Origin of the sequence: Photobacterium carnosum, assembly GCF_021236965.1 — a bacterium.
Lineage (GTDB): Bacteria > Pseudomonadota > Gammaproteobacteria > Enterobacterales > Vibrionaceae > Photobacterium > Photobacterium carnosum.
This window is the reverse complement of the sequence record NZ_WMDN01000001.1, coordinates 18,320-44,125: the sequence shown is the minus strand read 5'-3', so window position 1 is coordinate 44,125 and position 25,806 is coordinate 18,320. Positions and strand designations below refer to the sequence as shown.

29 protein-coding genes and 1 pseudogene are annotated in these 25,806 nt (G+C 38.3%); 21 read left to right on the top strand and 9 right to left on the bottom strand.

What is annotated here, in order from left to right; translation table 11 throughout:
- The first annotated feature begins 84 nt into the window (after positions 1-84).
- From GLP24_RS00220 to GLP24_RS00145, 16 genes are all read left to right on the top strand, one after another.
- Positions 85-858, top strand: a complete 774-nt coding sequence (locus GLP24_RS00220; protein WP_232615327.1) for a DUF3450 domain-containing protein — start codon at positions 85-87, stop codon at positions 856-858.
- Position 859: 1 nt separating this feature from the next.
- Complete coding sequence (locus GLP24_RS00215) at positions 860-2,227, top strand: MotA/TolQ/ExbB proton channel family protein (protein ID WP_232615326.1); 1,368 nt, start codon at positions 860-862, stop codon at positions 2,225-2,227.
- Positions 2,227-2,760: a MotA/TolQ/ExbB proton channel family protein gene (locus GLP24_RS00210; RefSeq protein ID WP_045037744.1), complete on the top strand. Its 534-nt coding sequence runs from the start codon at positions 2,227-2,229 to the stop codon at positions 2,758-2,760. Before GLP24_RS00215 ends, GLP24_RS00210 begins: the two co-directional genes overlap by 1 nt.
- Positions 2,757-3,161 carry an ExbD/TolR family protein gene (locus GLP24_RS00205; RefSeq protein WP_045031104.1) on the top strand — a complete coding sequence of 135 codons (405 nt, stop codon included), beginning with the start codon at positions 2,757-2,759 and terminating at the stop codon, positions 3,159-3,161. The genes GLP24_RS00210 and GLP24_RS00205 overlap by 4 nt, the downstream gene beginning before the upstream one ends.
- A complete protein-coding gene (locus GLP24_RS00200) occupies positions 3,161-3,811 on the top strand; it encodes an energy transducer TonB (protein WP_232615325.1) in 651 nt (216 codons plus the stop codon). Before GLP24_RS00205 ends, GLP24_RS00200 begins: the two co-directional genes overlap by 1 nt.
- Positions 3,811-4,998: a hypothetical protein gene (locus tag GLP24_RS00195; protein WP_232615324.1), complete on the top strand. Its 1,188-nt coding sequence runs from the start codon at positions 3,811-3,813 to the stop codon at positions 4,996-4,998. Before GLP24_RS00200 ends, GLP24_RS00195 begins: the two co-directional genes overlap by 1 nt.
- Before the next feature lie 365 nt (positions 4,999-5,363).
- A complete protein-coding gene (locus GLP24_RS00190) occupies positions 5,364-7,013 on the top strand; it encodes a phosphoethanolamine transferase (RefSeq protein WP_232567605.1) in 1,650 nt (549 codons plus the stop codon).
- A 208-nt stretch (positions 7,014-7,221) separates the two neighbouring features.
- On the top strand, positions 7,222-7,851 hold the full coding sequence (locus GLP24_RS00185; protein WP_232576367.1) for a PepSY-associated TM helix domain-containing protein: 630 nt from the start codon (positions 7,222-7,224) through the stop codon (positions 7,849-7,851).
- Between the two features lie 37 nt (positions 7,852-7,888).
- Positions 7,889-8,413 (top strand): DUF2271 domain-containing protein, encoded by a 525-nt coding sequence (locus tag GLP24_RS00180; RefSeq protein WP_045037747.1) that lies wholly within the window; start codon positions 7,889-7,891, stop codon positions 8,411-8,413.
- Between the two features lie 11 nt (positions 8,414-8,424).
- A complete protein-coding gene (locus GLP24_RS00175) occupies positions 8,425-9,261 on the top strand; it encodes a DUF4198 domain-containing protein (protein WP_232576376.1) in 837 nt (278 codons plus the stop codon).
- 100 nt (positions 9,262-9,361) lie between these two features.
- Positions 9,362-9,685, top strand: a complete 324-nt coding sequence (locus tag GLP24_RS00170; RefSeq protein ID WP_045037749.1) for a hypothetical protein — start codon at positions 9,362-9,364, stop codon at positions 9,683-9,685.
- The gene (locus tag GLP24_RS00165; protein WP_232615323.1) at positions 9,682-10,266 is read left to right on the top strand and encodes a DUF6162 family protein; all 585 of its coding nucleotides are present in this window, start codon (positions 9,682-9,684) and stop codon (positions 10,264-10,266) included. Before GLP24_RS00170 ends, GLP24_RS00165 begins: the two co-directional genes overlap by 4 nt.
- A gap of 69 nt (positions 10,267-10,335) precedes the next feature.
- Entirely contained in the window at positions 10,336-11,244 is a 909-nt protein-coding gene (locus GLP24_RS00160; protein WP_232599230.1) for a metal ABC transporter solute-binding protein, Zn/Mn family, read from the top strand.
- Positions 11,241-11,996: a metal ABC transporter ATP-binding protein gene (locus GLP24_RS00155; protein ID WP_045037752.1), complete on the top strand. Its 756-nt coding sequence runs from the start codon at positions 11,241-11,243 to the stop codon at positions 11,994-11,996. Before GLP24_RS00160 ends, GLP24_RS00155 begins: the two co-directional genes overlap by 4 nt.
- Positions 11,996-12,871 carry a metal ABC transporter permease gene (locus GLP24_RS00150; protein ID WP_101769152.1) on the top strand — a complete coding sequence of 292 codons (876 nt, stop codon included), beginning with the start codon at positions 11,996-11,998 and terminating at the stop codon, positions 12,869-12,871. The genes GLP24_RS00155 and GLP24_RS00150 overlap by 1 nt, the downstream gene beginning before the upstream one ends.
- 25 nt (positions 12,872-12,896) lie before the next feature.
- On the top strand, positions 12,897-13,805 hold the full coding sequence (locus tag GLP24_RS00145) for a metal ABC transporter substrate-binding protein (protein ID WP_232615322.1): 909 nt from the start codon (positions 12,897-12,899) through the stop codon (positions 13,803-13,805).
- Positions 13,806-13,893: 88 nt separating this feature from the next.
- Here the strand turns inward: GLP24_RS00145 and GLP24_RS00140 are convergent, their stop codons facing one another.
- The 3 genes and pseudogenes from GLP24_RS00140 to GLP24_RS00130 all read right to left on the bottom strand — a co-directional run bounded on the left by GLP24_RS00140 (position 13,894) and on the right by GLP24_RS00130 (position 16,156).
- The gene (locus tag GLP24_RS00140; RefSeq protein WP_232579133.1) at positions 13,894-14,448 is read right to left on the bottom strand and encodes a manganese efflux pump MntP; all 555 of its coding nucleotides are present in this window, start codon (positions 14,446-14,448) and stop codon (positions 13,894-13,896) included.
- Positions 14,449-14,600: 152 nt separating this feature from the next.
- Positions 14,601-15,094 (bottom strand): annotated as a pseudogene (locus tag GLP24_RS00135) (NUDIX hydrolase).
- Positions 15,095-15,103: 9 nt separating this feature from the next.
- Positions 15,104-16,156 (bottom strand): GGDEF domain-containing protein, encoded by a 1,053-nt coding sequence (locus GLP24_RS00130; RefSeq protein WP_101769156.1) that lies wholly within the window; start codon positions 16,154-16,156, stop codon positions 15,104-15,106.
- A gap of 341 nt (positions 16,157-16,497) precedes the next feature.
- Here GLP24_RS00130 and GLP24_RS00125 point away from each other — a divergent pair, with 341 nt between their 5' ends.
- Entirely contained in the window at positions 16,498-16,710 is a 213-nt protein-coding gene (locus GLP24_RS00125) for a YdcH family protein (protein WP_101769157.1), read from the top strand.
- 49 nt (positions 16,711-16,759) lie between these two features.
- Here the strand turns inward: GLP24_RS00125 and GLP24_RS00120 are convergent, their stop codons facing one another.
- On the bottom strand, positions 16,760-17,638 hold the full coding sequence (locus GLP24_RS00120) for an alpha/beta fold hydrolase (protein ID WP_227990408.1): 879 nt from the start codon (positions 17,636-17,638) through the stop codon (positions 16,760-16,762).
- A gap of 332 nt (positions 17,639-17,970) precedes the next feature.
- Here GLP24_RS00120 and galE point away from each other — a divergent pair, with 332 nt between their 5' ends.
- On the top strand, positions 17,971-18,990 hold the full coding sequence (gene galE, locus GLP24_RS00115; RefSeq protein ID WP_101769159.1) for a UDP-glucose 4-epimerase GalE: 1,020 nt from the start codon (positions 17,971-17,973) through the stop codon (positions 18,988-18,990).
- Positions 18,991-19,054: 64 nt separating this feature from the next.
- Here galE and GLP24_RS00110 read toward each other — a convergent pair whose 3' ends face one another.
- The gene (locus tag GLP24_RS00110) at positions 19,055-19,660 is read right to left on the bottom strand and encodes a DUF2238 domain-containing protein (protein WP_101769160.1); all 606 of its coding nucleotides are present in this window, start codon (positions 19,658-19,660) and stop codon (positions 19,055-19,057) included.
- A gap of 222 nt (positions 19,661-19,882) precedes the next feature.
- Here GLP24_RS00110 and GLP24_RS00105 point away from each other — a divergent pair, with 222 nt between their 5' ends.
- Entirely contained in the window at positions 19,883-21,223 is a 1,341-nt protein-coding gene (locus tag GLP24_RS00105; protein ID WP_232576357.1) for a DEAD/DEAH box helicase, read from the top strand.
- Positions 21,224-21,370: 147 nt separating this feature from the next.
- Here the strand turns inward: GLP24_RS00105 and GLP24_RS00100 are convergent, their stop codons facing one another.
- Positions 21,371-21,931 (bottom strand): SPOR domain-containing protein, encoded by a 561-nt coding sequence (locus GLP24_RS00100; protein ID WP_232599647.1) that lies wholly within the window; start codon positions 21,929-21,931, stop codon positions 21,371-21,373.
- A gap of 342 nt (positions 21,932-22,273) precedes the next feature.
- On the opposite strand from GLP24_RS00100, the gene GLP24_RS00095 reads away from it, so the two are divergent.
- Entirely contained in the window at positions 22,274-22,468 is a 195-nt protein-coding gene (locus GLP24_RS00095) for a hypothetical protein (RefSeq protein WP_101769163.1), read from the top strand.
- A 251-nt stretch (positions 22,469-22,719) separates the two neighbouring features.
- On the top strand, positions 22,720-24,033 hold the full coding sequence (locus tag GLP24_RS00090; RefSeq protein ID WP_152653674.1) for an anaerobic C4-dicarboxylate transporter family protein: 1,314 nt from the start codon (positions 22,720-22,722) through the stop codon (positions 24,031-24,033).
- Between the two features lie 119 nt (positions 24,034-24,152).
- On the opposite strand, the gene GLP24_RS00085 is transcribed toward GLP24_RS00090, so the two are convergent.
- The 3 genes from GLP24_RS00085 to GLP24_RS00075 form a co-directional block, all read right to left on the bottom strand.
- The gene (locus tag GLP24_RS00085; RefSeq protein WP_101769165.1) at positions 24,153-25,100 is read right to left on the bottom strand and encodes a YeiH family protein; all 948 of its coding nucleotides are present in this window, start codon (positions 25,098-25,100) and stop codon (positions 24,153-24,155) included.
- A 112-nt stretch (positions 25,101-25,212) separates the two neighbouring features.
- Positions 25,213-25,560, bottom strand: a complete 348-nt coding sequence (locus GLP24_RS00080; protein ID WP_221943355.1) for a YdbL family protein — start codon at positions 25,558-25,560, stop codon at positions 25,213-25,215.
- Positions 25,561-25,595: 35 nt separating this feature from the next.
- Positions 25,596-25,805 (bottom strand): YnbE family lipoprotein, encoded by a 210-nt coding sequence (locus tag GLP24_RS00075; RefSeq protein WP_232615321.1) that lies wholly within the window; start codon positions 25,803-25,805, stop codon positions 25,596-25,598.
- Between the last annotated feature and the right edge of the window lies 1 nt (position 25,806).

Here is a 25,806-nt window from a genome sequence, read left to right as displayed (position 1 = left end):
TTCGCCAATCTTGGATACTTTTTATTTTTAACATTCCCTTTTTTGTTTTTTTTGGTTATTACAGATAACGATTGATTAAATATTATGAATTTTATTAAAACTAGCCTTGCTATTGTTATTCTCAGCGTCACCACGGGTGCTCACGCTTCTAATCTTGATAATGCGCGTTCGATTGAAAATAGTACCAATACCGCATCGGCTGTGAGTCAGAATAAGATCGATAAAAGTGCAGATTCTGCATTGGCAATGAAGGCCAGCATGGAACAACTGCAAGAAGAAGTGAAAAACTTAACGGTTTATCATGATCACTTAGCGCGATTGGTTAAAAATCAAGCGCAAGAAGTGACGTCTATTGATCAACAAATCACCGACATTAAGCAGACTCGTCAAGGTGTGGTGCCATTGATGTACCAAATGATTGATGGCTTGAAGACCATTGTTGAGAACGATAAGCCAATTAAACGCCAAGCGCGTTTAGCCCGAGTCAATAAACTTGAAACCATGATGTCACAAGCTGATATTAGCGATGCTGAAAAATTCCGTCGTATTTTAGAAGCCTACCAAATTGAAATGGATTACGGCACCAAGCTTGCTGCTTACCAAGCGAAAATCACCCTTGCTGACAATAAAACGATTGAAGTGAATGTGTTGCATTTAGGTCGCATTGCCTTAGTGGCTCGAAGCTTAAATGGTAGCTATTACTGGAGCTGGAATACAGCCGCTAAACAATGGCAGCCTGTTGACGCAAGTGATGGTGCAAACATCGATAAAGCGTTTGCGATTGCTGATAACCAAGCGGCCCCCAGCTTAATTACCTTACCTGTTTCAGGCGTATCAACTAGCGTAGAGAGTAAATAACATGAAATTAAAAACGTTAGTTGCCGCATTATGTATCGCAAGTTTGCCATTGACCGTTAATGCCGAATCGGTAGTAAAACAAGCACAGCAAGAGCATAGCCAGCAGGCTCAGCATAATGTTCAACGTGAAGCGGGTTTTAATAGCACTCATCATAATATTAAAGCGCAATACAATGCGTTATTAGCTGAACGTAATAAATTAAAGGCTGCCACAGAAGTATTAAGTACAACTTTTAGTGCTAATGAACAACGTTTAGCGACGTTAGAACAACAGTTACGGTTAGAAAGCGGCAGCTTAGGTGAGTTATTTGGTGTTGTACGTCAAACCGCCAAAGAAGTACAAGCTGAACAACAACATGCTGTAACCGCGATTGATAACAGCCAAGATAACGCCGTTGTGAATGAGATTGTAGCGGCGAAAGTCTTGCCATCAATGGTGCAATTGCACGGTTTATGGCAAGCAATGACTGATCAGATCGTTGCGAGCGGGCAAATTGCGAAAGTCACCGTGCCATATATTAACGGTGATGGTGAACAAAGTGATATTCAGGCATTGCGTTTAGGCAGTATTGGCTTAGTTGGCGACAATGGTTATTTACGTTGGGATGGCAGCCAACATGTAGCAATGGCGTATTTACAGCAACCTGAACATGCACCGACATTGGATGATTATGATCAATTAATCTCTACGGGCAATGACATGCTGGTGGTCGATCCTTCACGTGGGGTGATGCTAGAGCAATTAGCCCAAGCACCGACATTAATGGATCGTCTACAAGCAGGTGGCGCGGTTGGTAAAATCATTCTATTGCTACTGGCTATTGGTGCAGGTATTGCGATTTTCCGTGGTGTGAAATTAGCCATTATTCGTCAACAAATTAAAGCACAATTAAAACAACCTTCTAAGCCGGGTAATAATCCATTAGGTCATATTTTAGCTGTTTATAACAAAGAACAAAGCCGTAGCGTTGAAGCGTTAGAATTACGTTTATTAGAAGCGATTGTTGATGAACAACAAGGGCTAGAAAAAGGCCTGTCAATGCTGAAACTGTTTGCTGCGTTAGCGCCGATGTTAGGGTTGCTAGGTACAGTAACAGGTATGATTGAAACCTTCCAAGTGATCACTCAGTTTGGTAATGGTGATCCAAAAGTGATGGCGGGGGGGATTTCAATGGCACTGGTGACCACGGTTCTAGGCTTAGTGGCGGCAATGCCATTGCTATTGGCGCATAACATTTTAAGTTCGCAAGCTGAAAATATTCGTATGATCCTTGAAAAACAAGGTATTAGCTTAGTGGCGGAACAAGCCGAGAAAAATGACCAAAGCGGTATTAAAAATTCTGGCATGACAACTGAACAGGCCGCCTAATGGATAGCAGCGTATTACAAACGTGGTGGTTATCACTGTCGCATTTTATGGCGCAAGGTGGTGTGATTTTATGGTGGTTAGCCGCTGTGGTTGCGGTGTTGTGGTTATTGGTGTTTGAACGGGTTATTTACCTTGTGTTTTACTTTCCACAACAACAGCAACAATGGATAGCATTATGGGCAGCACGTGCTGATCATCAATCTTGGTATGCTCATGCAATTCGAGATGGCTGGTTGAGTGATGCAAAAATAGCGTTAAACAAAAACCTTAATTTTATTAAAGTGTTAGTCGCTATTTGTCCCATGTTAGGTTTACTTGGCACGGTTACGGGTATGATTTCAGTGTTTGATGTAATGGCAACCCAAGGCAGTAGCCAACCGCGATTGATGGCATCAGGGATCTCACTAGCTACACTGCCAACTATGGCGGGCATGGTGGCAGCACTAGCGGGGATGTTTATTCATGCTCGATTGGCAAAAGCGTGTCAAATGCGTGAATTGAAATTAGAAAAATCATTAAGGAGTCAACAATGAGACTCAGCCGTCGCTCGTCAGTGCGTGAAGATGCACAAATAGATTTAACCTCGATGTTAGATATCGTTTTCATCATGTTGATTTTCTTTATTGTTACTAGCTCTTTTGTGCGTGAATCTGGGGTTGAAGTGAATCGCCCGCAAGCAAGCCATGTGGTTAGCCAAAAAGATGCGGGTATTTTTGTCGCGATCACTGCTGCAAATGATATTTATATTGATAAGCGTGTCGTTGATCCTGAACGCGTTCAAGCAACCTTAGAACACATGTTAACGGAACAACCTGATGCAGCATTAGTGATTCAAGCGGATGAACATGCTTATAACGGTACGGTCGTTAAGGTGATGGATGCTGCAAAAGGTGCTGGAGTCAAAAATATTGCCTTGGCTGCGGAGAAAAACTAATGATGCGCATATTGATGGCACTGCCATTGGCGCTCGCGGTGGCTTTAGGTCTGTTTACGCTAATGGCATGGATGGTCGATAACGGTAATCATCAACCCCAAGATAATGCACCGCCGTTAGCGTTTAATATGGTGATGGTAGAACACGAACAAGCGCCACAGCGTCGTCAGCGTGTTGCACCACCACCGCCAGAAACGCCAACGCCGCCACCTGAAGCGCAACCGTCGCAATCACAAGCGGCAACATCAACAGCGATGCCAATGGCGTCTATTCCTAGCTTAGGTTTAGATACGTCTATTCATGGTTTAGCGGTTAATGCGCCTAAATTTACTGATTTCAGTAGTGCAGCAGCGATAGGTCACGGATTAGGTAAATCTCAACAAGCGATGCCACTTTATCGCGTAGAGCCGCGTTATCCATCACGTGCTTTACGCCAAGGTAAAGAAGGTTATGTGGTGCTTAAATTTACCATTGATACCCAAGGTCGACCAATCGATATTACGATCATGGATGCCAAGCCCCATCGTTTATTTGATAAAGAAGCGATCCGCGCATTACGCAAGTGGAAATACCAACCACAAGTTGTTAATGGCACCGCAATGGCACAACAAGGGCAGACAGTGCGCCTTGAATTTAGGTTAAATCAATAATGAAGAAGATCGCTTTTATTATCGCGTTAACCTTGTCGGCTTCACTACCATTATCAAATGCTTATGCAAGTGGTGGTCAGTTATCACAAGCGACAGCCAACAAGGTGCAACGCGCTAATGACTTACAATTAAATGATAAGCTTACTCAAGCCATTGCACTGTTAGCTGAAATGAACCCACGTTCTGCTTACGATAAAGCGTATGTGCAACGAATGCTGGGGGTATTTTATTGGCAGCAAGGGAAACAGTCACAAGCTATTTCTCTGTTAACAAAAGCGGTGAACAGTGGTTTGTTGCATGATGATCAAGCATGGACGACTGAGCGCATGTTGGCGGATATTTTGTTGTCTGATGCTAAATATAGCCAAGCATTACCGCATTATTATAAGTTAACCAAAAATATTCCTGCCAAACAAAAAGGGGATGAGTTGTGGTTACGCATTGCTCAGGCGCATTATCAGCAATCGCAGTGGCAGCAAGTATTAACGGCAATGAAGCATTATGATGGTTATCGTCTTAAAGACACGATGTCACCGTTATCGATTAAACTTGGGGCACAGCTACAACTTAAACAGTGGCAAGGTGCTTCGGCAACATTGAATCGTTTAATCGCACTTGAACCAAATAAGTTAATTTGGTGGCAGCAATTAGCCAGTATTCAAATGCGAACTGGTAAAACCGCTAATGCTTTAGCAACGTTAAAGTTAGCTAAATACCAAGGGGTGGCACTGAGTCAGCAAGATCTTAAAGTATTAGCCCAATTGTATGCTCAACGTGGCATTCCAGAACGTGCAGCGGAACAAATAGCCGCATTGAAAGATGCCAATAGTGATAAGACGTTATTAATTGAACAAGCTAATTACTGGCAAATGGCACGGGAATGGAATAAAGCAATCAAACTATGGACAAAAGTTGCGGCGAAAGATAACCACTACCGTTGGCAGTTAGCGCAATTGTTAGTTCAAGAAGGTGATTATAAACAAGCTTTGGTTGAATTAGATCGCGTTAAACGTAAAGATAAACAGGCTGCGGTAGAATTAGCGAAAGTTAGGGTTTATTACAAAATGAATAATCTCGATCAAGCGATTATTCACGCTAAGCAAGCAAATAACATTCAACCATCTTCTACGGCGAAAAGTTGGATTAAATATTTAAGTCAGATGCGAAAAATAGATGTAAGTGCTTAAATAGATATTGTAATGATTAAAGAGATTGTTATTTGTAGAAAAGCGAGCCATTGAGCTCGCTTTTCTTATTTATAAGATAGGCTGATACTTTTTTCTGTTTATAGTAAATAACATGTATTCTTTATCATTACCTGAAATTAGAACTCTTTAATAATAATAACGAATGCTGGTTATCAAAAGAGATGGTGCAGGTTATTGATCATGAAACTATATAGAGCTATTTACTGGTGTAGTTTCTATACGGGTAAATACTTCTTGCGCATAGCTATTTAATGCTACTATTCATATGAGCATATAAGTATACTTGTGCGTATAAAACGTGTCTTCTCTGACATTTGGCTATGCTATTATTTTAGGTTAAATAAATGAAGTGTTCTTCTTCTGTTTTCAATAAAGAAATGAATTATAATATTTTAGTTTTCTGTATCGCTATATATTTTGGGATTGTTTTAAATATTCCATTATGGCAAACATTTTATGAAATACTGTCAAAGTTAGAGATAGTGAGTGTGGGATTTATAATATCACTGCCTATATTTCTTATTGCGGCTCTTAATATTATATTCCAACTTTTAGCATGGCCTTATATTGGGCGTGTTTTGTTTAGTGTGCTTACTTTTGTTTCAGCTATTACTGCTTATGCGTCATATCATTATGGGATTATTTTTGATTATGGAATGATGGAGAACATTTTCGAGACCAATAGTGGTGAAGCAGCATCCTATTTTAGCTTATCTGGCCTTATCGCTATTATTCTTATTGGTGTTGTTCCTTGTTTGTTTATTATTGGTGTAAAGATAAAAAAACAATCTTTTATTAAAACGTTTGTAATATATAAATTAATATCAATTGTCGTATCCATTCTTATCATCATTTTAATTGCGGCTTTGTTTTATAAAGATTATGCGTCAGTAGGGCGTAATAATAAATATCTTAATCGCGTGATTAATCCGTCTTACGTGTATACAGGCATTAAGTATATTGATAGAACCTATTTTACTAAACCTATCCCTTATCAAAAAATTGGGACAGATGCTAAGTTGGTAACGACGGCAACATCTAATGGTAAGCCTACTTTATTTGTGTTTGTTCTCGGTGAAACCGCACGTTCTCAAAATTATCAAGCCAACGGTTATGCTCGCCCCACTAATCAGTATACTCAATCTGATAATATGATTTCGTTTAAGAATGTCACTTCATGTGGAACGGCAACCGCTGTGTCTGTGCCGTGTATGTTCTCTGCAATGAATCGCAGCAACTATAAAAAAGCCATTGCTTATAATCAAGATACCTTTATTGATATTCTGCATCGTGCGGGTATTTCAATACTGTGGAAAGAAAATGATGGTGGTGACAAAGGTGCTGGAGATCGTATTCAAAAGATAACCTTAAACCATAGTGCAACAGATCCTTTATGTGATGGCGAATCATGTCTTGATATGGCGTTATTGAATAACTTTCATCAAGAAGTAGCGAATATGAAGGGTAATAAGTTTATTACGTTACATATTATGGGAAGCCATGGGCCAACATATTACAAACGTTACCCTAAAGATCGCGCGTTTTTTAAACCAGATTGCCAGCGTTCGGATATTGAAAACTGCACCAAAGAACAAATAGTGAATAGCTATGATAATACTATTTTGTATACCGATTATATGATCAGTCAATTGATCCAACAGTTAAAAGGTTACAGTGATAAATACAACACGGCATTGTTCTATATTTCAGATCATGGAGAATCATTAGGCGAAGGTGGGCTGTATTTACATGGTACGCCTTATAGTTTAGCGCCTAAATACCAAACAACAGTGCCAATGATGATGTGGTTCTCAAAAAGTTTTACTCAAGATCGCGGTTTAAATCTCACTTGTCTTGAGAATATAGCGAACAACGCCAAGAGAGGGGATTATTCACAAGATAATGTGTTTAGTTCTATGTTAGGTATTATGAACGTAAATACGTCTGTTTATAAACCGAAGCAAGATCTTTTCCGTCAGTGTCGTACTCATTAGACGGGTTATATGGATCAACGTTAAATCTTACAAATTACCCCTAATGATTTTTTATTAGGGGTTTATTTTTTATCGCCTTTATTATCCTCGCACCTTGTTTCTCGTAACGCATTTCTAACCAACGTAAACAATGTAAATTGAATGCCAATAAGAACGATTATCAATTAAATTATCATTATCCAAGTTACTCTTATGCATGATGTTAGTGATGGTGTTAAAAAATAAAGCCGTGCAATTATGGGCGCGCCGATTACATATTTATATTTCAATGGCACTGATGCTGGTGGTGTTATTTTTTGCTATCACAGGCATCACATTAAATCGACCGCATCTGTTTGTGAGTCAATCACCGAATATCGTTGAACAACAGCTTTCACTTCCTGTTGAATTATTGGGTTCAGAGAAAGGGCCATTTACGCCTAACCGTTCAGCATTAATTGCGTATTTAGCTAAGCATGGTGATGTTCGTGGAATGCCATCGGCAATTGATATTTTTACCGATGTTGATGGTGATGAGTTAGTCGAAGGTGAAATTTCACTGGATTATAAAGGCCCTGGTTATAACGCCACGGTGTTTATTGATATGACAACCGCGCAAGCAACCATTGAGAGTACCCATTATGGTGTGATTGCGGTGCTTAATGATCTCCATAAAGGGCGTAATAGTGGTGAAGTCTGGCGCTGGTTTATTGATATTACCGCCTTATTGATGGTGATGTTTGTTTTAACCGGTGTGTGCTTATTGATCCCTAAAAAGAAAACCTTTCGCACTTCATTGAAATGGATGGGGCTGGGTTCTGCGGTGAGTTTACTGATTTATATTGTTGCTGTGCCATAAGCCAGTATTTGATTGTCGATTTTATTAAAGGTTCATTATGACCGTGTTTCACATCATCAAAAAACCATTATTGGTCGCGTTATTGTTAACACCATTGGCCAGTGCAATAGCAAAACCCGTACCGGAAACGGCGCAGCTAGAGGTGAGTTTTGCACTACCTGCTATTGATACCACTATGTATGCCCGTCCTTATGTTGCGGTTTGGGTTGAAGATGCAGATCGAAAACCTGTACGTACCGTGCAGTTGTGGGTGGGTAAAGATGAATGGTTGAAAGATTTACGCAGCTGGTGGCGAAAAGTGGGCCGTTATGATCGTGAGTTAGTTGATGCGGTAACTTCTGCAACCCGTCCTGCGGGTGAATATACCTTTGTATGGGATGGTTTGAATGATAAAGGCCAGCGAGTAGAACAAGGCAATTATACCTTCTACGTTGAAGTTGTGCGTGAACACGGTGGTCGTAATTATTTGCGTCAAAAAATCGAGCTAGGCGAAAACGCGTTTAGCCATGTTATTGCACCGACGGAAGAAACCGGTGCTATTCAACTTAATTATAAACTTTGAGTAATAGTAACATTATGAAAAATAACAAAATGAAAGCGTTTTCTCTAGCATGTGCGGTTATTGCAGGATTAGCGGTATCAGCCTCGGCGAATGCACATCCGCGTTGGATATTACCGTCACATTTTACCGTATCAAAAGAAGGTGGCGATTGGTTGTCTTTTGATGTTACCGCGTCACACGGCACCTTTATTTATGATAAGCCAGCAAGTACAGAAACTGCGGAAGTGATCATGCCTGATGGGCGTAATGAGCGTCCTAATTTTACTATTCGTGGTAAACGTCGTGCTATTTTTGACTTCTATTTTGAAGAGCAAGGCACTCATAAAATTCAAGTAAATCAAACGCCAGTATATTTTACTCAATACAAAGCGGGTCGTCGTGACACCGTGAAATGGATCGCTGCTAACAAAGTTGAGCGTGATGCTGTATTACCACCAAAATCACGTGACGTTGTCACTCAAGTGGGTTATACCCGTGCTGAAACGTATGTCACTGTTGGTAAGCCAAGTACCAAAGCAATGGACATTACGGGAAAATATTTAGAGTTACTGCCGATTACTCACCCTGCCGATATTGTTGAAGGTGAGCCTGTTAGCTTCCAATTTTATTTTAATGGTAAGCCTCAAGCGGGTGTCGTGGCTGAAGTCACCCGTGAAGGGACGTTATACCGTAACCACCAGCAGCAAATTGATGTGGTGAGTGATAAAGACGGTAAGGTGAGCTTTACGCCTGAAACAGCGGGTCGCTATATTATGAAAGCGAATTACCGTGGTGATATTGCCAATGATCCAATGGTTGATACCGCTAACGTTAACGTGCATATCACTTTTGAAGCATCGCTAAAATAATTACCCTCGGTGCTGTTTCTGTTATTAAAGCAGCACTTTTTATTACCGCTAATCATTATTTATTACTGCTACCCACAATATAGGCAGGTTTGAGGTTGTTATGAAAAATCATTTACCGATGATCACGTTATCGCTCTTAACGTTAGGATTATTTTCAAGTGCTGCTCAAGCGCATTTTCCATTAATGAGCTGTTGGTTTGAAAGTGACAAAGTGGCATGTGAAACCAGCTACAGTGATGGCAGTAAAGCGGTTGATTACAACGTTAATATGTATGATTACGACGATAACCTTATTGCCAAAGTGAACACAGATAAACGATCTATTGCTGAATTTACTAAGCCGGAAGCTGATTTCTATTTGGTGTTTGATTCAGGGCATGAAAGCCCAGTAGAAGTTGATGTTGTTGAGATTAAAGAAAAATGATCCGTCAAACCGTTCCTTCAAATAATGGTGGAAAGGAAGGAAAGTGGGTTGGCGGTATTATCATTTCAATTCTGTTACTTGCCACGGTGTTGTTACCGTATCATCAGAATAAAACAAAAACACCGCCATTGGATACTCACCAAATAGCGATCACTGAGTTAAGTTCAGAAGAACTCGCAATGGTGGCTGAATTGCGTCTTGCCCATGAAGAAATCCGTAATTTACATCAAGATAGTCGTGATATTGATCATCAGAATCATTGGCCCAATATGGCTGAGTTATCTGAGCTGTGGTTAGCACCATTTATTGAAGATAAAAGTTGGGAACGTAAAGGGCGTCATCAGTGGCAACACCTTAATGACGCACTATATCAAGGTATTCGCAGTGAAGATCAAGGGGCATCGTCAGTGGTTCTGAACAGTAATAGTTCGGATCCTGATATTTGGTTAGCACTTTCTCAAGACACGACACCTCTGGTTATTAACGACAATGCTGTTTTTGAACCGCAACAATTGATTGATAGTGGTTGGACGCAAATTGTGTTTAATCACGACAGTAATAAACAAGCGTTGGCTCATTAATCTTTTTTGTTTTACTTATCGTGTATAGCTTGCGATGTATTCATTTCTTAACGTTGAAGTAAAAATATTATGAAAATAGTCATTCAAACGGTACTGACTGCTGTTGCTTTATTTGTCAGCTTCTCTAGTGCAGCGGCGGAAAAATTAACTATCGGCATAACATTGCAACCTTATTACAGCTATGTACAAGCAGTGGTTGGCGATAAAGCGGATATTTTACCGTTAGTTGATGCTGGTTTTAATCCCCATAACTATTTACCACAACCTAATGATTTACGTCGTTTAAAACAAATGGATGTGATTGTTGTGAATGGTATTGGTCATGATGATTTTGCACTAAAAGTGATTGCTGCGGCTAATCGTGATGATTTGGTGGTGATTAAAGCCAATAACGATGTGCCTTTATTACCTGCGATGGGGCAGTCTGTGGGTGATGGTGCGGTAAACCCTCATACCTTTGTTGGTTTATCAACCACGATTCAAAAAGTGTATACCATTGCGAATAAATTGGCAGAGCTTGATCCTGATAATGCAATTGAATACCGTAAAAATGCTCGAAATTATGCGAAAAAGTTTCGATTAATGAAACGTAAAGCAATGTTAACACTGGGTGATCTAGATACCTCGGGTATGAAGGTTGCGACAACACACAATGCTTACGGTTATTTATTACAAGAATTTGGTGTTGATGTTGCAGCGGTAATTGAACCTGCCCACGGGGTTGAACCTAGTGCGAGTCAGTTACAAGAGACAATAGAAAAAATAAAGCAATCAGGTATTGATGTGTTGTTTTATGAATTAAATATGCCTAATCGTTACGTCGACACCATAGAAAAAGCGACAGGGGTGAAGTTATACCGTTTTTCACATATGACGCATGGCGAATATGAAGCGAATAAAGTAGAAATCGAAATGCAGCAAAATTTAACTACGTTAGTTGACGCAATGCAATTTGCTGTTAGTAAGGATCAAGCATGAGTTTTGGCCCTCGGATTGAGATTGCCAACCTAGAGTTGCAATACGGTGAAAATCATATTTTATCTAACATTAACCATCGTTTTGCAGCAGGGCAATGCCATGTGGTGATGGGGCCAAATGGCGGTGGGAAAACATCATTATTACGTTCAATTTTGGGCTTAACACCGTTCAAAGGCAATGTTGATATTTTATGGGATGATGCTGCCAATAATGGTAAACCCGGATCTGTTGGTTATGTGCCGCAAAAAGCGATGTTTGAACAAAGTTTACCGTTAACGGTGATGGATTTTATTTTATTAAATTTAACCCGTTCTCCTTTGTTTTGGCGTAAACGTCAACAAGATAAGTTGTTTGCATTAAGCCAATTGGAACGTGTCGGCATGGCTAATCGTGCTGATCGTCGCATGGGGCAATTATCTGGTGGCGAACAACAACGGGTTTTGTTTGCTCAAGCGTTATTGGATGATCCTGATTTATTAGTGCTTGATGAGCCTACAACAGGCATGGATGAGCAAGGGGTTCGCTATTTAGAGTCCTTGATTCATGAATTTGTCGCGCAAGGAAAAACCGTATTAGCCGTTCATCATGATGTAACCGCCGTTCGACGCCTTGATGCGCAAGTACATGTGGTTAACCGTATTGTTGTTGATTCTGGTCATCACTCTGAAGTGTTGGTTCCTGAAAAAATTGAACGGTTATTTAATCATTATAGTCATGCGCCGATTGTGGCGAATCAACACGAGGTCGCGTAATGGAATTATTACGTCATTGGGCACAATTAGGTGTTGATGCGGGTTTTCTAAGTGACAGCTTTTCATATGCGTTCATGGTTAATGCGATCGTTGCTGCGCTGTTATTAGGGCCGTTATTAGGTGGCTTAGGGACATTAGTGATCGCTAAACGGTTAGCTTTTTTCTCTGAAGCGGTCGGTCATGCGGCATTAACAGGCATTGCGCTTGGGGTGTTGTTGGGCGAGCCACCTGAAAATCCGTTTATTGGGTTATTCAGTTTTTGCATGATTTTTGCGTTATTACTCCACTTTGTCCGTAATCGAACCAATGTACCTTATGACACGCTGGTTGGCGTGTTTTTAGCCTTGGCGTTAGCGGTTGGTGCGGCATTACTGATGTATGTGGCGCGAAAAATTAATATCCATATGTTAGAAAATGTATTGTTTGGTTCAATTCTAACCGTAACCGATCAAGATTTGTGGGTATTAGCAATAAGTTGTGGGTTGATTATATTGTTATTAATACCCACTTTTAATCGAATATTGTTAACTTGTATTAGCCCTGATATTGCCCGTGTTCGTGGTTATAAAACGAATTTCTATGACTATCTGTTTGTTATTATGATAACGCTTGTCACCATTGCATCCGTTAAAATTGTGGGCGCAGTATTAGTCGGTGCCTTGTTGCTTATTCCGGGGGCAACGGCACGTTTGCTAACTAAAAATATGGGCAGTTTTGTCTTATTGTCATCCTTATTAGCCACTATCAGTTGTGTGGTGGGTACCATCCTACCGATGGAGCTTAAATTACCGATTCCATCAGGAGCAGCAATTATTATTGTTGCTGCTACTTTCTTTTTAATCGCCACTTGTTATCGCATTATTCGTAAAGGGTAGTCGCTGTATTTTTTAAGGAATCATCATGAGTCATCTTCAGCTTCACCCAATACGTTCACTGATTCAATCGGTTTGTGCTGTTGCGATTATCGTTACTGGCGGTAGTTATAGTCATTCAGTAAAGGCAGAAGATATTTTAACGGCAACGCCTGTTACTTATATGCTGGCATCTGAATTGACCCATGACACTGGGATCACGACAAAATATCTACCACCTAAACGTTACGGGGTATCTCGATTACCTAATTGGTTTGCCTCTAAAGGTGACGTGGTAACTAATGAAGAGAGTAAAAAAGCCCAAGCCGTAGTGACATTAGGGGCTGTTTGGCCGCAAGATCCGCTTTATGTTTATGCGCGTCAGGGCAATATTAAGATCGTTGAAATTGATGCATCACAAGCTATTTCGCCACGAGGACAAGGGGTTGCCGCATTGCGTTTAAATGATGGCACAATGTCAATCTATTCATGGCTAAACCCAACAAATCTTAGCCGAATGGCCGCGATTGTCAGTGATGATTTACAGCGCTTATGGCCTGAAAAAGCGCAACAAATTGAAAAAAATCAGCAGCAGCTAATGGGTGATGTTCGTAAATTGATTAATAGCCAGCAACAGGTCTTAATTGATGCCGGAATTGATTCTGTGATATTACTGTCAACGGAACTTGAAGATTTTGCTTCAGGAAACCATCTATTTGTTGTTGATAGGCTAACGACACCAGAATTAGAATGGACAGAGAAAGATAAGCAAAAATTGAAGGCGTTATTAGCAGAAGATGACAGCTTATGGTTATTAAGTACAAAGAAATTAACGGCATCGCAACAAGTATTATTACCTAAAGGCGTGAATGTGATGGTGATTGATAGTGTTGATCGCTGGGGGCATGTAGGCATTAATCATGATGAGCCGCTTAAACGTTGGCAAATTAGATTGTAATGGTTATTCGTTTCTAATTGATGATGCATATTGTTGCCCAGTATATTACTGGGCTTTCTAGTGGATTTACATACAGAATAAACGTAGCTTAAAACTTAAATAATAACGATAAAATACCTAGAATAATAAGTAAACTACCTGAAATTAAATCATTATATTTTCCAACGATATTACCAATAACACTATGGCCAATATGGTTACCTGCATAAGTTAGAAACATGCCGGTGATAAAAGTAAGTGTAACGACCAGTGTAATGTCTAAATGCGTAATACTGCCTAAAATACCAACCCCGATATTATTGATAGACAATAATAACCCTAACATTACCGCACCTTTGAAGTTTAGCGCAGTACGTTGTTTTTGCTGTTGTTTTTTCTTTTTTAGAAGATCGCTTCCAATGAACCAAGATCCCATTAAAATAAAGATCGCTGAGCCTAATTCATTCGATACATAATTAGGAATAAGGTGGGTTATTAATTTACCGCCTAACATTGAAATAAAGGTAATAAATGCGGTTATAAATGCAATAATTCCATTAGCAGTTAAAGGAATTCTTTCATTTTTGACGCCATAACTCAAACCAATGACAAAATTATCGAGATTCGATGAAAGAGAAAATATTAAAGCGAGTAAGAAAGACACGATATACCATTTCGTAAAAATGCTTTTATAAACTGAAACGAAGTTTAACGCGATCTATTTGTGTGAATAGTAATTTTTCAGATATGAGTTAGTTTAAACATATTGCGCTATTTATTAGCTAATAGCGCAATATGTTTATTATGTTAGTCATCTTAAATGAAACCAAGGATGCGTGCTTTTAGAAAAGCGGCTAAGGTTTTATTATCTTGAATTTGATTGTCTGCAATTTTTTGTTCTACTTCACTAACGGATAGTGTGACAACATTAATGATTTCGTCATCATCAAGTTCACCATCTGTTGCTGATAATCCTTGAGCAACATAAAGATATTGTATTTCATCACAAAAGCTAGGTACGGGTAATAATTGACCTAGAGGTTGCCATTGACTGGCAGCCAATTTAGTTTCTTCTGCTAATTCTCGTTGTGCACAACCAAAAATATCTTCTTTAGCTTCAAGCGTACCGGCTGGAAATTCAAATAACCATTGGCTCACTGCAGGGCGATATTGATGAACAAGTATTAGATCACCATTACTGTCAATAGGAATGATAATAACGGAAAAGGTATTTCTCTACCATCGGGCAATAAGTGAGGCTGTTCTTCAATACTAAAACATTTCCATTGATAGTGTTTTATTCTGTTCATTATTGTTCTCTATTCATAGGTTGCTATTTGATTAGCTCCCCAGCTTTTTGCTCTCATCAATGCACTTTCTGCTTTGATGTAGTCATATCTAAAATCTTGATATTCAATATTAGTAATGCCAATACTAACGGTGATTTTTATTTGGTGTCCGGAGGTTAACTCTAATATCCATTGACTAATTTCATCACGAATTTTAAGTGCAAATTGCTCTGCGGCTTGAATATTAGCATCAGGAATAATGATACAAAATTCTTGACTACTTAAACGCGCAATATGGATATTTTCATCACAAATTTCACGGAGACATTTTGCAGCCATCATTAATGTTTTATCGCCAGCATCAAGGCCGAAGCGGTCGTTAACATCCCTGAATTTATCAATGTTTATTAATAGCATTGAAACATCACGGCGGTAACGCTTACATCGAGAAGACTCGCTTTGATAAAAAGGTAATAGGCCTTCACGATTTAATAGCCCAGTAAGGAAATCATTAGTCGTGGTTTTTTTAACTTGTAAAATAGCATCATATCGATGGCGAGATAACAAAAAAGCCATTACAAAGATAATAGAATAAGCACAAATATTTTGAAGAGCGGATGAAATTTGCATCTGTTTAGTGGTTATTTCAGATACGCTCAGCACAATATAAATCAAGCCAAAAATAGCACTATACCAAGTGGCGGGTCTAATTTGTAAAGCAAAAAAGCTTAATAGTGGAATAGTTAAGCCGATGGTATTACTTATATGACGTGCGCCAGTAAAATAAAAACCACTTGAGCATACGAGAGTAGTTGCAATTAAAAAAATCCAAAAAAGAATTGTTGCTGAAAATGGGGTCCGATTTAAAGCGGTTAAGATGTAACATAATGTCATGCCGAGTATACCGACAACGGTAAAATAATGACCTTGTTGTGATACAAAATAAGTAAAGGCAATAATGGCACAGATAGCACCAGCGAAAGGGAATAATAAAGAAAGTTGTTTTTTTAATGTTTTCTCACTAAGTTCAATATAGGCAAAGTTTGTTGCTTGTAGCTGAGTGCTTTTAATCAATGTAGCCATGATATGAAAAAAACCTTTATAACAACATTAAGACAAATACAAGAGATCGAGTATTTTTTTGTGAAGCATATCAGTATTGCGATTGATGTCTAATTATTTTTTTATTTTAATGTAAAATAATATATTTAAAAGAGGTGTTGTTATCTATGCTTTAAGAGAAAATGAACTTTATTAACTATAACTCAATGATATGTAAGAAGTGATTTTTAATGGCATCTGTTTTTGTATATATAATAAGACTTGTTTTTTAGCTTTAATGATTAAAAATGGGATCTATATCTATGAATAATTATTCGAGTTAAGTATAAATAAAGAGTGTTTGAAAATAAAGAGAGGTGACAATGTTTCCTGAATATAGAAGCTTAATAACATCACTAAAAGGTCATGATATACAGTTTGATCGTCTATTTAAAAAACACAATGAGTTAGATGATAAAATTAATGTGATGACATCAGCTAATGGTTTTGATGAGGTGCATATAGAGCAACTTAAAAAAGAAAAACTGTTATTAAAAGACGAAATCTTTGTTTATTTACAACAAAAAGCACAATAATTGAAAAAGAGAAGCTTTGGCTTCTCTTTTTATCATGATCATATGGCAATTATAGGGAGGATAAAAAATTATCAATTAAATCAGCCGTGACTTTGGGCTGTTCATTGGTAATACCGTGTGCTGTTTTTGGTAGTACAATAAGAGGGGATTGAATATATTGACTTAATTTTATACCACTATTGAGTGGGAATATTTGATCATTTTGTCCCCATATAATAAGGGATTGAGGTAGTTTTTTAGGGTCATATTGGTGAATACGATCTCTATCATTGGGTAATGTTTTAATTAATTGTGTTCGTTGTGATTTCCATTGTGAAAAATAATCAAGATAGATTTGGTTCGCGATGAAATCAGGGATAAATTTTTTCTCAATAAATACATTGTCATAAAGACGTTTAACATCATCACCATTATTAGGAACAAATAACTCTTCAGGGGATTGTGTGCCTGCACGTTTAACTAAATCAGTCAAATCTTGATCATTAAATAACGGACCAGGGCTGGCAATAATAACAGCCTTATTGATACGTTCAGGTGTTAGCATCATGTCATAGGTAATAAAACCACCATAAGAAATACCTGCAACATCGATTTTTTTTAATTTTAATTTATCGATTAACTGCCACATAGCATTTGTTTGAGTGGCTAATTGTGCAGCATTATTGCTATAAGACTCACCAAACCAGAGTAAATCAGGTGCGATAACACGGTATTTTTTACTTAGTTGGACCATTTCAGCCTTCCATGTAGCCACTGCCGTACCACCAAAACCATGTAAAAGAAGTAAAGGCTGACCTTGTCCTCCCTCCCAATAGGTTAACTGTCCCCCTTCATGGAGCGTTATTTGGTGTTTACTGAATCCTTCTTTTTTTAAAGACGATTGATCGTGTTCTGTTTTCCAATGGACAACTTCGCAACCAGTTGTCATGAAAAGTAGTGTCCATAATAAAAGAAAATAATGTAAAAACCGTCTCATAGCTTACTCAAATAATTAAATTACGCATTAATTATACGATGTTTTATTGTTAATGGTTAAGACTATTTTTTGAAAACGAAATATAAAATTGTGATATGAGTCTTTGTTTTTTTAGTTAATATTATGTCAAAATTAAATGTTATGTGAATCAACACATTGCTAAAGACAGCAATCGATAGCATAATATTTTAATATAATGAATTTTTATACAATATCGTGTTATTACCATACGGATATGTATTAATATTTAGATTGAAACTACGTATTAACGACTAGGAGACATCATGCGTGTATTAGTTACTGGTGGCATGGGCTACATTGGTAGTCATACTTGTGTACAAATGATTGAAGCGGGTATGACCCCAATTATTGTTGATAATTTGTATAACAGTAAAGAAACAGTATTAAAGCGCATTGAGAGCTTAACGGGTGTAATGCCTGCCTTTTATAAAGGTGATATTCGTGATCGTAAATTTTTGGACAGTGTTTTTGCTGAAAATGATATCGACGCTGTGATTCACTTTGCAGGACTGAAAGCGGTCGGTGAATCAGTAGAGAAGCCACTTGAATATTACGATAATAACGTAAGTGGTACGTTAGTGCTTGTTGAAGCAATGCGTACAGCGGGCGTGAATGCTATTATTTTTAGTTCATCAGCGACTGTTTATGGTGATCCTGCATCAGTGCCTATCACAGAAGATTTCCCAACCAGTGCAACTAACCCATATGGCCGTAGTAAGCTAATGGTAGAAGAGTGCTTGGGCGATATTCAACATGCTTATCCTGAAATGAGTGTGACATTATTGCGTTACTTTAACCCTGTAGGTTCACATAAATCAGGCACGATGGGTGAAGATCCACAAGGTATACCTAACAACCTAATGCCATTTATCTCTCAAGTTGCTGTTGGTCGTCGTGAGTTCTTATCTGTTTTTGGTAACGACTACCCAACAGTAGATGGTACTGGTGTTCGTGATTACATTCACGTGGTAGATCTTGCAGACGGTCACCTTGCAGCATTAACACATAAAGGTCGTGAAGCTGGCTTACACATTTACAATCTAGGTACTGGTAACGGTAACAGTGTATTGCAAATGGCAAAAGCATTTGAAATTGCTTCAGGTGTTGAGATCCCTTATAAAATTGCACCTCGTCGTGCGGGTGATATTGCTGAATGTTGGGCTGATCCTGCGAAAGCAAAAGCTGAATTGCATTGGGAAGCAAAACTAACACTTGATGATATGACGCAAGATACATGGCGTTGGCAGTCAACAAATCCAGATGGTTACCCTGACGCAGAGTAATTTCAGATTGGGTTAAATAAAAAAGGCGCTAATTAAGCGCCTTTTTTGTTGCTTGAAAATAACGTTAGTGTCTTTTATTGTTGATATTATACGGTGTAGCAACAAAGAAAATAACTAAGCTAAATATCGCACCAAGCGTATCAGCCAGCATATCTTTTTGTGCATCCCAAATATCACCTTGGGATCCTAAAAATTCAATACCCGCCTCACCACCAGCACTTGCTGCATACCACCATTCTACAATTTCATAAGCCGCTGCTGTTGCCATAATGGCAAATAACCCAAATAGCGCCGCTATAATTGGTTTGCAATGCCCTTTACGTACTAAAAATTCAGCAATGGGAAATGCATAAAAGCCAATTGAAAAGTGGGCGAAACGATCAAAATGGTTGCGATTTGAATCTAAAAGGTGATTAACCCAGTCAAAAGGGACATTTGCAAAGGTGTAATGGGCACCTATATTGTGTAATACCAACCATACAGCCATTAAGGTGTAGGCGAGATTACTAAATACAAAATAACGGTAACTAAACACTAGAAATAAGAACACAATAACGAGGGGGATCGCTTCTGCTATCCAGACTGCACGAAAAGCTGGATTGAGTCCAAGTGCAATAAAAAAGATGCTATAGCACAGCGCTAACCATTTAGGGTATTTGTTCTTAATCATTTCAATTCCTTATAATCTCTAATGAATTAAAGCGTAACGTGTTTGATGTCTATATAGCAATAACGATTATCAATATGTTAACGCTAGTAGGGTGACTTATTTTAGGTTTTTTAAAATTGGTTTGTGTTATAATTTCCAGCTAATGTTTTCACAATATTGTGATATTCATCATATTTGACAGGACACACTCATTAATTGAGTTGTTTTTACCGGAGCATCATTTTGCATTTTAAAGATCTTGGCTTAGACGCACGCCTATTAAACAAATTGAATCATTTGGCGTTTGATCGAGCAACCGAAATTCAACAAACGGCCGTCCCTGTTGCTATTGCAGGCAAAGATATTTTGGCGTCGTCGAAAACGGGTTCCGGTAAAACTCTAGCATTTCTATTACCTGCGATGCAGCGTATGTATCGTGGTAAGCCATTTACTCGTCGTGATCCTCGTGTATTAATTTTAACGCCGACGCGTGAGTTAGCGAAACAAATTTACGCACAACTACGTACGCTTAATGCTGGTACGCCTTACGATGCAACCTTGATTGTTGGTGGTGAAAACTTTAACGATCAAGTAAAAGCATTACGTAATGACCCAATGTTTGTGGTTGCGACGCCAGGTCGTTTTGTCGATCACCTTGAGCACCGTAGTACACACCTTGATGGTTTAGAGATGCTTATTCTTGATGAAGCAGACCGTATGCTTGATCTGGGTTTTGAACCACAACTTCGTCGTATTAACGAAGCGGCTAACCACCGTCGTCGTCAAACATTAATGTTCTCTGCAACCATGGATCACGTTGATGTGATGTCAATTGCATCTGAGATGTTGGATATGCCAAAGCGTATTTCAATTGGTCACTCAGCAGAAGAGCATACCGATATTACTCAACGCTTTATTTTGTGTGATCACTTAGATCACAAACAAGCATTGCTAGATAAAGTGTTAGAAGTAGAAGATTACAACCAAGTTATTATCTTTACTGCAACCCGTGCTGATACTGATCGTTTAACGGCTGAGCTGAACGAACGTAAACTAAAAGCGGTTGCACTAAGTGGTAATTTGAACCAAACGCAACGTAATAACATCATGAGTCAGTTTGAGCGTAATTGTCATAAAATTCTAGTGACAACAGATATCGCCTCACGTGGTCTTGATATCGATAGCGTATCGCTTGTTATTAACTTTGATATGCCAAAACACGCAGAAGAATATGTTCACCGTGTGGGTCGTACTGGCCGTGCGGGTAATAAAGGTGATGCAGTTTCATTAGTAGGTCCTAAAGACTGGAAGAGCTTTAAAGCGGTTGAAGCATTCTTGAAACAAAAGATTGAGTTCACAACCCTTGAAGGCTTAACGGGTAAGTTTAAAGGTCTTAAACCTGCACCGAAGAAGAAGATTGTTAAGAAAACGACAACCAATGCAACAGGTACCGCTAAAAAAACGCAAGCACCTAGAGCAACGAAGAGAGTTGATAAGCGTTTTTACGAAAACCAAGCTGTGGGTAACGATGTCTTTATCCCTAAGAAAAAACGTAATACTGATGTGAGCAACGACGATCAATAATTGATGACTAAGAATCGTTAATAGATTGCATGCCACATTATTAATACGTTTAATAAACAGCATAAAAAAAACCAGACCTAGTGTCTGGTTTTTTTGTTACTGCATTTCATCAGTAGATTAGCAGTTACACTTAATGCATCAATACGATTAACGTAATTGGTACACTTGACCTTCTTTATCTGCTTTAACAGCCGCAAAGCTTAATACAAATGGACCTTGCGCTTGAACTGTTGCTGGTAATGCTTGAATTGCTTGTTTTGCATCTGCACGAGTCGCGTAATTACCGTAAATAACCGCATACCAGTTACGGCCTACTGCATGTTTCCAGTTAACCCAAATTGGTTGATTGCCAGTGATAGGTTGAAGGTAACCACGTAGGTTACGCTCTTCACTTAGGGCTAAAATTTGAATAGTAAAGTGTGATGGGTTTATATCACCAAATGCTTGATCGTTCGTCATTGACTCTTCATCAGCAAGGTGGGCGTTGTTATTATCAATATAATCGCTATCAATAACGGGTTCGCTAGTGACTGTTGTTTCTGGCGCAACTGTTACTGGTTGTTGTTGTTGTTGTTGACATTGAAGATTTTCATTGTCAAGTTTTGATGGTAATAGGTAGCCTGAATCACAAGGGCTGTTAGATGACGCACAACCAGATAATGCAAATAGACCTAAGACAACTGCTGCCTTTAGCGTACGAGATGCCATTGTTTTCTCCGAAGAATATGTAATGATTTATCAATATGATATTAACCGACATGACTTTTCATGCTGCAAAAATCACTATTTATAAATGTCTTTATACTTAGGGTGTATTGTAGCGAAAAACGACAAGATATTGACATGATAATTACGCTTTAGTGGTTAAATGTGTTTTTTTTAAACAAGTTAACTTCGCTAAATGAGAATTTGTTATATTGGCTCTAATAATTGGCAAGATAATAGAGTGATAGACTTTTTTACTCTTTCATAGAGATAAATAGTATTTTTAAAATTCCAATGATTAGCTAACATATTAATAACAATCAAGGTTTGGTAAGGATCGTTATTATGAAAGCATATTTACTTAAAATTAATGATCGTAAACGACAAACAGTGGGCGTAACTATTAGCCTGTTATTAATTATCGTGTCATTGATTACAACCGAATTGACGAGTGCGCTATGTAACTTAAGTTCATTTGCTATTTTATTGGGTCTTTTATGGTTAAAAGTAAGTGAGTCATTGTTAGAAAATAGACGTTAATGATTATTTTTCACGTAGAGTAGATACTTTTAAAACTAATTGCATACAAATAACAGTCAATTGAGTTACATGTGAGCCCATAAAATAAAACATAAAAGTAATATTTGTTTATATTAATACTTTTATTGATATATATTTTAATGAAGTGTGATTGATAGCTAATTATTACTCCTATATAAACTTTATTATCAGCACGAATTTTTACTGAATATTGCTCAGTAATATAAACGCTGTTATTAGGGAGTATAAATGTGTTTATCGTAGAATTTTTGATTGTACTAGTCTGTATTTTAGTGGGTGCGCGAATCGGTGGTATTGGTTTGGGTGTTATGGGTGGTATCGGTCTTGCGATTTTAAGTTTTGTTTTTGGTTTGCAACCAACCAGTCCACCGATTGATGTAATGTTAATGATCATGGCTGTTGTTGCTGCGGCGGCGGCAATGCAAGCGGCGGGTGGTCTCGAATACTTAATTAAAATTGCGTCAAATATTCTTCGTAAAAATCCGCGTCATATTACCTTTATTGCGCCGTTAGTAACTTATATGTTTACCTTCTTAGCCGGTACGGGCCATGTGGCTTATTCGGTATTACCTGTTATTGCAGAAGTAAGTCGTCGTAGTGGTATTCGTCCTGAGCGTCCACTGGGTATGGCCGTCATTGCTTCTCAGTTTGCGATTGTTGCAAGTCCGATTGCCGCAGCTGTTGTTGCATTAGTGGCTTTCTTAGAACCTCAAGGCATTACATTAGCAGATGTGTTAATGGTGACAATTCCTGGTACTTTCTGTGGTTTAGCATTAGCGTGTGTTGTCGTTAATAAAATGGGTAAAGATCTAAAAGATGACCCTGAATATCAACGTCGTATGCAAGATCCTGCTTTCCGTCAAGAAATGGAACAAGAAGTCAAAGTAGAAGAGATTGTTATTAAACCAGAAGCAAAGAAAGCGGTTGGTTTATTCTTATTTGGCGCGTTAGCTGTCGTTATTATGGGTGCATTCCCAGGGTTACGTCCTAACTTTAATGGATCAGCGATGGGCATGGCACACACGATCGAGATCGTGATGTTAGCAATTGCTGCTTTGATCATCTTGATCTGTAAGCCTGACGGTAATGCGATCTCTCAAGGATCCGTGTTCCATGCTGGTATGCGTGCGATTGTGGCTATCTTTGGTATTGCTTGGTTAGGTGATACGTTTATAGCCGGTCACAGTGAAATGGTGAAAGAAGCGGTGTCTGGTTTAGTAGAAGTTGCGCCATGGACATTCGCTTTTGCTTTATTCGGTTTATCTGTGATGGTTAACAGTCAAGGTGCAACAACAGCCGTGCTTGTGCCTGTTGCTATTACACTAGGTCTACCACCTGAGGTCATTATCGCAACGTTTGTAGCGGTTAATGGTTACTTCTTTATTCCTAACTACGGTCCTATCATTGCTTCAATTGATTTTGACCGCACAGGAACAACAAAGATTGGTAGCTACATCTTTAACCATAGCTTTATGATCCCCGGTCTATTAAGCATGGTATTCAGTATTATCTTTGGCTTTATTTTTGCAAGTTTTGTCTTGTAAAAAGTACGGTAGAAACCCTGTAAACAATAAAGTAAATTAAATAAAAAACCTCTATATCTTCATGTTTAATATTGAAGAATAGAGGTTTTTTTTATGACAAGATAAAGAGTCAACAAGCGTTAAAGAAACAACTCAATATAGGTTAGTGAAGCAGTACCAATCGCTAACCAGAGGATCACACCTAATAATAAAGGTTTGTGTCCGGCATTACGTAATTTACTCACTGTGATACCTGAGCCAATTAAGAATAAGCACACCACTAATAAGCGTTTTGATGCGTCAAAGATAAGAATATAGGTTGAGTGAAATTGTGGAACAAAATGGGCAATTAAAATCGCTAAGCAGTAAAAAAGAATAAAGTAAGGAATAGTGATTTTCTTACTGTCACCTTTAAACATTAATGCACTGCCAAACGCGACTGGAATGATCCATAACGCACGAGCAAGTTTCAAGGTTGTCGCTGTTTTTAATGCTTCATCACCATAAGAACCTGCGGCACCGACCACTGACGATGTATCATGAATGGCAATCGCCGCCCAAGTACCAAAAGCATGTTGACTCATTTCTAATAAGTGCCCAACTGCTGGAAACAGAAATAAAGCCACTGCATTCAGTACAAACACGGTCGCTAAAGCTAATGAGGTTTGGTCATCACGCGCATTAATCGCAGGTGATACTGCGGCAATGGCACTGCCACCACAAATAGCCGTACCTGCTGCGATTAAATGGCCGGTTTTTTTATCCAATTTTAAAAAGTGGGTTGCGATCCAGCCTAAAAATAACGTAAAGAAAATGGAAGAAATAATTAGTCCAAGTCCTTGGCGGCTAGCTTCAATGGCTTCGTTTAAATTAATCCCAAACCCTAAACCAATAATGGAATATGACAAAAGTTTTTTGGTTAAAGCGGCAAGATTAAATTGAGTTGGGATCAAACCTAAACTGGCTAACGTAAAGCCTAGAATTAAGGCTATGGGGGAACTAATGAAAGGTGCTAAACACATAATTGCGGTAATTGTAAATATGAGATCTACTGGCTTTAAATTTCTAATCTTTTGATTTAATGTCATTTTGTGGTTGAAATCAGATTGTTGATAAGATCTCAAATTATACGCACGTCATTCTATTTCGTTTAGTTAAATATTTTGAAACGAGGGTTAAGAGTAATTTAATGTATGGATATTATTTTTTCTGTTTCCATGCACCACGACTGTCTTGATAAAAATGTCCTGATTGTGTTTTTTCTATGGCTTTATGATAAGCCCGTAATTTTATAATGTTAAGTGATAGTGAATGAGATTGGCTAATGGCTTGATATGTCTCTTTACGATGATTGTTGACGGAGATTATAAGATGATTAATCGTCGAATTATTATTGGGTTTAATCGCGGCAATTAAACCATTATTCGCCTCACCAACAAGCCCTTGCTGTTTAGCTTGTTGCAACGTAATCGCTAGCGCTGAAGATGAAAATAAAGAGAGTAGTAGCCAACAGCTAAGAAGTCTTTTTTTTAGAATTATAGCTTTCATATGACGATGACCTTAATGTCGAGTAACTATAATGATTAAAATACAGCTTTATTATCAAATAATTGTTCTATGTCTTTATCAACTTTTATTTTAATTTCATGCTCAATATTAATATTAAGATTAATTTCAATCGGCTTGTCTGATGTGGCAACTTGTATTGTAGGTGTACATCCACCGAGTGACAGTATAGCAATGAAAAATATAATACTATAGAAACGTAATGGTGCTTTTTGCAACCTATTCATA